The following is a 7,672-nucleotide window of genomic DNA, read 5'->3' as shown; positions in this document are numbered from 1 at the left end:
TCCCCTTTTTTGCATCCCGGAGGCAAAAAATGTGATTCATTGCACATGCTATTTCCCTCCGAGGCCGTTCTGACCATATAATGCGCATCCGGGCGGTTCAACCGCTAACAACAACCAACACCACAGCCCTTCGGGCATCACACACTCAATAAAGATATGAAGATGAGTATTCGCGCGATCTTAACCACCCTTCTGGCCGCTGCTGCTTTTAGTCAATCAGCATTCGCCGTTGTTTATCCGCTGCCGCCGGCCAACAGCCGTCTGATCGGGGAAAACCTGGAAATTACCGTTCCAACCGACAGCACGCTGCCGTTGGAAGCCTTTGCCGCCCAGTACCAAATGGGCCTGAGCAACCTGATGGAAGCGAACCCCACTGCGGATGTCTACCTGCCGCAGCCGGGCAGCAAAATGATTATTCCGCAGCAGTTGATTCTGCCAGATGCGCCGCGCGAAGGCATCGTTATCAACAGCGCCGAAATGCGCCTGTATTACTACCCGAAAGGCAGCAAAACCGTCATCGTATTGCCTATCGGCATCGGTGAGTTGGGTAAAGATACGCCGGTCAACTGGACCACCAGCGTACAGCGTAAAAAAGCGGGTCCAACCTGGACGCCAACCGCCAAAATGCACGCTGAATATGCAGCACGCGGCGAATATCTGCCCAAAGTCTATCCGGCAGGCCCGGATAACCCGATGGGGCTGTATGCGCTCTACATCGGCAACTTGTATGCGATTCATGGCACCAACGCCAACTTCGGTATCGGCCTGCGTGTGAGCCACGGTTGCGTGCGCCTGCGCGCTGACGACATCAAATTCCTGTTCAACAACGTGCCGGTTGGCACCCGCGTTCAGTTTATCAATGAGCCGGTAAAAGCCACCGTGGAGCCAGACGGTTCGCGCTACGTTGAAGTGCACGATCCGCTGTCTCGTACCGTAGAAGAGTTCCACTCCGACGCACCAGCCCCGATCAGCATCACCGCCAAAGTTAGCAAAGTCATTGCTGACGTGAGCGTGAACACCAGCGATGTGGATAGCGCCATCAGAACGCGTTCCGGCATGCCGACCAAGATCAACGGTGCGCAGGAACCAGCACAACCGCTGGAAACGCTGGCACCGCAAGACGCACCGGTTGCCGTACCGAATGACGTTCAGCAGCCCGTTGAAACAGCTGTACCGCAAACGGATGCCAACCGCTCCTGATTGCCAAAGTTGCATACCTTCATTCCCCGGCATCCGCCGGGGAACTTATCGAGCATCCCTTCTCACATCACCCTTTCTGTAACGCCCTGCTATGCTCCGAGCTGTGAAGCCTCAAGCGCCTGCGACACATCCGCAATAATATCGTCAATGTGCTCAATCCCGACGGAGATACGCACCAGATCTTCACTCACCCCTGCGCGGGCTAACTCTTGCGCGTTGAGTTGACGGTGCGTGGTCGTGGCCGGATGGCAGGCCAGTGATTTTGCATCACCAATGTTCACCAACCGCAGGATCATCTGCAACGCATCGATAAAACGTCCGCCAGCCGCTTTGCCGCCCTTGATGCCAAAGCTGATAATCCCAGAGGCTTTGCCACCAGAAATTTTGTCGCACGTCGGCTTATACGGGCTGTGCGGTAAGGCCGCGTAGTTCACCCAGGTCACCAGCGGATGAGACGAGAGATAACCCGCCAGCACTTCGGCATTGCTGCAATGGCGCTCAATGCGCAAACTGAGCGTTTCCAACCCCTGCAATAACAAAAAGGCACTATGAGGCGACAGCGCCGCGCCGGTATTACGCAGCGGGACGACGCGGCAGCGGCCAATATACGCTGCCGGTCCGAATGCCTCGGTGTACACCACGCCGTGGTAAGAGGGGTCCGGCTCACTGAGCAGAGGGAAGCGCGCCTTATTGGCAACCCAGTCAAATTTGCCGCTATCAATAATGGCGCCACCAATCGTGGAGCCGTGTCCACCGATGTATTTGGTTAGAGAATGCACCACGATATCAGCCCCATGCTCGAACGGGCGACACAGCACTGGCGTTGCTACCGTGTTATCGACAATCACTGGCACGCCGTGGCGATGGGCGATAGCGGCAATCTGCGCGATATCTACCACGTTGCCTGCCGGATTGCCGATGGATTCACAGAATACCGCCTTGGTGCGATCGTCAATCAACGCGTCGAGAGCGTCGAAATCCTCGGCAGAAAACATACGCACTTCAATCCCCTGACGCGGCAGCGTATGCGCAAACAGGTTATAGGTGCCGCCGTACAGCTGGCTAGTGCTGACGATATTGTCACCCACCTGCGTCAGCGCTTGCAGCGCATAGGTGATCGCTGCCATGCCCGAGGCGAGCGCCAATGCGCCAATCCCGCCTTCAATCGCTGCCAAACGCGCTTCCAGCACCGCGTTCGTGGGATTCATAATACGGCTGTAGATGTTGCCCGCCACTTTGAGATCGAACAGGTCAGCACCATGCTGCGTATCATCAAATGTGTAAGAAGTTGTCTGGTAAATCGGCACGGCCGCAGATTTTGTGGTTGCTTCCGAGGTGTAGCCGTGGTGTAAAACGAGGGATTCCAGTTTCATCGCGCAGACCTTTCTATGCGTGTGGATGGTGGGTATCATCCTAAAATAGCAGACAAAAATCGCCACGACTGAGCCACAGCTAGAAGAAAACGCGATAAGTTAGGAGAAACGAGCATAAGTTTTCTTCCTCAGAGCCCCCCGTTGCATCGGTGCAAAATCACAGCTACCTTTAGCTCATGATCACCTGCAAAAAAACAAATAAATGACTGAGAAAAAGCAAAATATCGCCACTGTCACCCTGCCGAAAAATGTCGATGTACCTCGCTACGATCGCCAAGCCCTACGCCCGCGTATTGTACATATCGGGTTTGGTGCTTTTCACCGAGCCCATCAGGCGCTACTCACGCACCGCGTTCTTAACCAAGAAGGCGGCGATTGGGGGCTGTGTGAAGTGGTGCTGTTCAGCGATGACAGCCTGATTTCAGCGCTACGTGAACAGCAGCACCTGTTTACCGTGCTGGAAAAGGGGGAAAGTGGCAATCAGGCTATCGTGGTGGGCGCAGTGTGCGCGTCGCTGCACGCCGCTGTTGAAGGCAAAGAGGCCATTTTGACACAGCTTGCCGATGCGCAAACGGAGATTGTTTCCTTGACCATTACGGAAAAAGGCTATTGTCTGGCGGGCGCACACGGCAATCTGGACACCACCAATGCCCATATCCAGCATGACCTGCGCTATCCGCGCGAGCCGCTGTCAGTGCCGGGTATCATTACCGAAGCGCTGCGTCGGCGTCATGCGCAGGGCATCCCGCCTTTCAGCGTACTTTCCTGCGATAACATGCCAGAAAACGGCAAGGCCGCTCAGCGCGCGGTGCTTGATTTCGCCCGCCTGATTGCGCCCGCGTTGGCCGCATGGATTGAACGTGCAGTGGCTTTCCCTTCCACCATGGTGGATCGCATCGTGCCTGCCGCGACGGCACAAACGCTGCACGACGTCGCGGAGGCTGTTGGCGTTGACGATCCCTGCGCTATCGCCTGCGAACCCTATATTCAGTGGGTTGTGGAAGATCGTTTTACGCAGGGCCGACCGCATTGGGAGGCAGCAGGGGTACAATTGGTGAAGGATGTTGCACCTTATGAAACCATGAAGCTCAGGATGCTAAACGGTAGCCACTCGTTTTTAGCTTATCTCGGCTATCTTGCGGGTTACGCCCATATCAGCGACTGCATGGCCGATGCGCACTTCCGCCGCGCCGTGCGCCACCTGATGCTGGCAGAACAAGCCCCGACGTTGACTATCTCCGGCGTTGACCTGACAGACTATGCCGAGCGCCTGCTTGCGCGTTTTGCTAACCCTGCGCTACACCACCGCACCTGGCAGATAGCCATGGACGGATCGCAAAAGTTACCGCAGCGCCTGCTCGACGGGTTGCGCTGGCATCGGCGCAACGGCAGCCGTTGTGATGCGCTGATTCTCGGCGTAGCTGGATGGATGCGCTATATTGGCGGGATAGACGATCGCGGCGCGGAGATTGATATTCGCGACCCGCTGAAGACCACCTTACAGAGCATTGTGGCATCCACCCCAGACGACGAAGCGCGCGTGCAGGGTTTATTGGGGCTGACGGCGGTATTTGGTGATGACCTGCACACCGACCTGCCGCTGGTGCACGCGTTAACCGACGCCTACTTGCGCCTGCGCGACAAAGGCGCGTTGGTCGTTGTCACTGAACTGGCCCAAAGCCTGTCCGACTAACACGACACTCAGTCACTGCGCTTCCCGGCGATAGGCGAGAATGTCGCCGGGCTGGCATTCCAGCACCTCACAGATTTTTTCCAGCGTTGCAAAGCGAATGCTTTTCACCTTACCTGATTTTAATAGCGACAAATTTTGTTCAGTAATGCCGATACGTTGGGCCAGCTCACGCGATCGCATCTTCTTTTGTGCCAGCACCACATCCAGATTTATTATTATTGGCATAGGTTTTTTTAATTAAATTAATTGGCTGTGTTATTTCCGCTGCTCCCAGACAGCAACGAATTCTGCCCTCTGATGGTATCAGTTTGTGAGCAAAAACGATTGCGATCGTGGTAGCAACTGCGACACCGGTAGCATTTGCGACAGATGCATTTTCCCTACATCCCCCACTCTCTGTTTTCGGCATGCCTAACGCGATGGGCTACACCGACTGAAGGCCGTTTTCGCCGATGAAATGCCACATCTCCGTATTCATCTGTTTTTATGATAAAGATCACCTTTATTTAGCAGTTAATAGTGCCATAGGTTCTTCATTCAGAATGAGATAAAACCAAATTTTATTGTGTTACGATAATAAATCATCGCATTGCGTGATTATAAATAAGATTTCTCATCATATAATCAGGGTCAAATTAGAAAATGTAATTTCATGATCAAGTTGACAAATTGCCATTAAATCACCCTAAAAGCGTGATCGTCAGTTTACTTTCGCCGGAATAGAGCAAATGATAGGAATATCGGTTCATACCAAATGAAATATTGTTTTAAAAATGTAGGCAAATTGATCATGAGTAAACCTATCACCTTTAAGCACACGTTCTGCTACGGCAGCGCAAACCTGCTCGGCAGCGGCGCGTTGGCGATCAGCGGCGCATGGCTGATGTATTTTTATACCACCTTTTGTGGGCTTACGCTGGTTGAAGCGGCGTCCATTTTCTCCGTTGCCAGTATCATTGATGCCATCAGCAATCCTGTGATGGGTTATGTCAGTGATAACTTCCACAATACCCGGCTAGGCCGCCTGTTTGGGCGTCGCCGTTTCTTTATTCTGCTGGGTGTACCGCTGGTGCTGGTCTATCCGTTGCTGTGGGTCAGTGGCTTCGGCTTCTGGTACTACATGGCGACCTACGTGCTGTTTGAGCTGATTTACACCTCCATTATGGTGCCATACGAAACGCTGGCGACCGAAATGACGCACGACTTCAAGATCCGCTCCAAGTTGACCGGTTCTAAAGCCATTTTCGGTAAGCTGGCCAACTTCCTGGCTGCCTTTATCCCCGGCCAATTTATCGCTATCTACGGTAAAGACTCCGCGACGCCATTCTTTTACACCGGCCTGACCTACGGGTTCATCATGTGCGCGGCAATGATTGCCCTGTACACCACCTCTTGGGAACGCCCGCTGAACGAACTGGTGCATGAAAAAACCGCTAACCTGTGGCAAACGCTGAAAAAACTGAGCGTGGACATGCTTTCCACCTTCCGTTTGCGTATTTTCCGCAAGCATCTGGGGATGTACCTGTTCGGTTTTGGCGCTGAATGGCTGTTCGCTTCTGCTTTCACCTATTTCATCGTCTTCGGGTTAAAGCAAAACACCGCGCTGGTCTCGCAGTTGAACAGCTTTAGCTCCATCATGCAGCTTATCTCTACTGCGGCATTCATCGGTATCTGCGTGAAAATGGGCTTTGCGCGTCCGTTCCGTTTGGCGCTGATGGTGGTTATCGTGAGCGTTATCGCTTACGCCGCACTGTACTTTGCCAACTGGTCAGACGGTGCCACCATCGCCGTGCTGTTTGGGATCACCGCCATTTTTGGTCTGAGCACCGGCGGCATCTACTACATTCCGTGGACGGTCTACACCTTCCTGGCCGATGTGGATGAAGTGCTGACGGGCCGCCGCCGTGAAGGGATTTACGCCGGTGCCATGACGTTCGCAGGCAAAATGGTGCGCTCGGTGATTGTGTTCGCCATGGGATGGACGCTGACGCAGTTCGGGTTTGTTTCTGGTCATTCAGCACAGCCTGAAAGCGCCGTGCTGGCGATTGTCGGCGTGTTCTCACTGGGTGTTATTGGGCTGGCACTGGTCGCCATCTACTACACCACGCAGATGAAGCTCGATCGTGAAAATCACGCCATCCTGCTGGAAGAGATTGCGCGTATCAAGGCCGGTGGCGCTATCGCCGATGTACCGGTGCACGCCAGAGCGGTCGCAGAAGAGTTGACCGGCTGGAAGTACGAACAGTGCTGGGGCAATAACCCACTGGGCGTACAACCGGAAGCCGTTGCACCGCAAGTTGCTACTTCTGAACGCTAATACCGTCTGTCAGCCCGCACTCGCGGGCTGACGTATTTCCCCACCTTAAATCAGCGCCGCTTCCTTCAACTCACTTTTCAGGTAGGCATAGTAAATCGGTGCAGCGATCACGCCCGGAATACCAAACGCCGCTTCAAACACCAACATCGCCAGCAAGATTTCCCACGCATGCGCCTTGATTCGGGTGCCGACAATCTGTGCATTGAGGAAGTATTCCAGTTTGTGAATCAGCATCAGATAAACCAGCGCCGCCAGTGCCACTGGCAGAGAGATCGACAAACCAGAAATAAACACGATGGAGTTGGATATCAGGTTGCCTATGACCGGTATCAGACCAAAGATGAAGGTCAGCACCACCAGCGTTTTGGCAAACGGCAGGTGCACGCCAAAACAGGGCAGTACGCCGAGAATAAACACCGCAGAGAGGATAGTGTTAACCGAGGAGATTTTCACCTGAGCGAACACGATATTGCGAAAGGACATCGACAGCAGCGAAACGCGCCGCATCAGTTCCGATTTGAGCAACGGTTTTTCCGTATCCTCTTGCACGTTGTACAGCGACACGATCGCCCCCAACACCATACCAATCAACATGGTGACAAAACCGTGCAGGAAATCTTTGCCCATGGTTTGCAGCATCACGATATGTTCCTGCACCCAGCGCATAAATTCGTGTTGCAGCTCTTCAACACTCACTGGCAAGTAACCCGGCAAATAAATCATAATGTGCCGTTGGACGTCATTGAGAATCAAGCCGATACGCGCATTAAAGGCCGAGGTGTCACGCATTTCCTGCATCACGATCCCTGTCAGGCTGCCAAACAGCAGGCTGAGCAGACTCACTACCAGCGTACTGATTATCGCCACTACCACCCAGCGTGCGCGTTTCCCACTGATGATTTTTTGGAAATGGGGCGTCAGCAGATTAACGATTTCATACACCAAAAAACCGGCGACAAAACACGTTAACAGCCGTAGTGACAACAGCAGCAGCAATCCCCCAAACATAAAACCCAGGCTCAGCCATCTGGCCTGTTTTAAATTCAATAACTGCATGACGACATCCTGTATGCGTAATGATCGGACCTG

6 protein-coding genes are annotated in these 7,672 nt (G+C 53.6%); 3 read left to right on the top strand and 3 right to left on the bottom strand.

The annotated features are described in order from the left end of the window. The first annotated feature begins 162 nt into the window (after nt 1–162). Nucleotides 163–1,200 carry a L,D-transpeptidase family protein gene (locus J5224_RS22810; RefSeq protein WP_264627533.1) on the top strand — a complete coding sequence of 346 codons (1,038 nt, stop codon included), beginning with the start codon at nt 163–165 and terminating at the stop codon, nt 1,198–1,200. An 89-nt stretch (nt 1,201–1,289) separates the two neighbouring features. Here J5224_RS22810 and J5224_RS22805 read toward each other — a convergent pair whose 3' ends face one another. Further along, the gene (locus J5224_RS22805; RefSeq protein WP_264627532.1) at nt 1,290–2,573 is read right to left on the bottom strand and encodes an O-acetylhomoserine aminocarboxypropyltransferase/cysteine synthase family protein; all 1,284 of its coding nucleotides are present in this window, start codon (nt 2,571–2,573) and stop codon (nt 1,290–1,292) included. A gap of 202 nt (nt 2,574–2,775) precedes the next feature. Here J5224_RS22805 and J5224_RS22800 point away from each other — a divergent pair, with 202 nt between their 5' ends. After that, the gene (locus J5224_RS22800) at nt 2,776–4,266 is read left to right on the top strand and encodes a mannitol dehydrogenase family protein (protein WP_264627531.1); all 1,491 of its coding nucleotides are present in this window, start codon (nt 2,776–2,778) and stop codon (nt 4,264–4,266) included. 12 nt (nt 4,267–4,278) lie between these two features. Here J5224_RS22800 and J5224_RS22795 read toward each other — a convergent pair whose 3' ends face one another. Then, complete coding sequence (locus J5224_RS22795) at nt 4,279–4,491, bottom strand: helix-turn-helix domain-containing protein (protein WP_264627530.1); 213 nt, start codon at nt 4,489–4,491, stop codon at nt 4,279–4,281. Between the two features lie 565 nt (nt 4,492–5,056). Between J5224_RS22795 and J5224_RS22790 the strand changes: the two genes are divergently transcribed. Continuing rightward, the gene (locus J5224_RS22790) at nt 5,057–6,583 is read left to right on the top strand and encodes an MFS transporter (protein WP_264627529.1); all 1,527 of its coding nucleotides are present in this window, start codon (nt 5,057–5,059) and stop codon (nt 6,581–6,583) included. A gap of 45 nt (nt 6,584–6,628) precedes the next feature. On the opposite strand, the gene J5224_RS22785 is transcribed toward J5224_RS22790, so the two are convergent. Continuing rightward, on the bottom strand, nt 6,629–7,639 hold the full coding sequence (locus tag J5224_RS22785) for an AI-2E family transporter (RefSeq protein ID WP_264627534.1): 1,011 nt from the start codon (nt 7,637–7,639) through the stop codon (nt 6,629–6,631). Nucleotides 7,640–7,672 lie beyond the last annotated feature (33 nt).

The sequence above is a fragment of the Candidatus Symbiopectobacterium sp. NZEC135 genome (genome assembly GCF_025962695.1).
The sequence above is the reverse complement of the archived record's forward strand: the minus strand, read 5'-3'. Positions and strand labels throughout refer to the sequence as shown.

Coding starts and splice junctions, on each gene's coding strand:
- J5224_RS22810 (WP_264627533.1), top strand. CDS start 163: ATGAGTATTCGCGCGATCTTAACCACCCTTCTGGCCGCTGCTGCTTTT.
- J5224_RS22805 (WP_264627532.1), bottom strand. CDS start 2,573: ATGAAACTGGAATCCCTCGTTTTACACCACGGCTACACCTCGGAAGCA.
- J5224_RS22800 (WP_264627531.1), top strand. CDS start 2,776: ATGACTGAGAAAAAGCAAAATATCGCCACTGTCACCCTGCCGAAAAAT.
- J5224_RS22795 (WP_264627530.1), bottom strand. CDS start 4,491: ATGCCAATAATAATAAATCTGGATGTGGTGCTGGCACAAAAGAAGATG.
- J5224_RS22790 (WP_264627529.1), top strand. CDS start 5,057: ATGAGTAAACCTATCACCTTTAAGCACACGTTCTGCTACGGCAGCGCA.
- J5224_RS22785 (WP_264627534.1), bottom strand. CDS start 7,639: ATGCAGTTATTGAATTTAAAACAGGCCAGATGGCTGAGCCTGGGTTTT.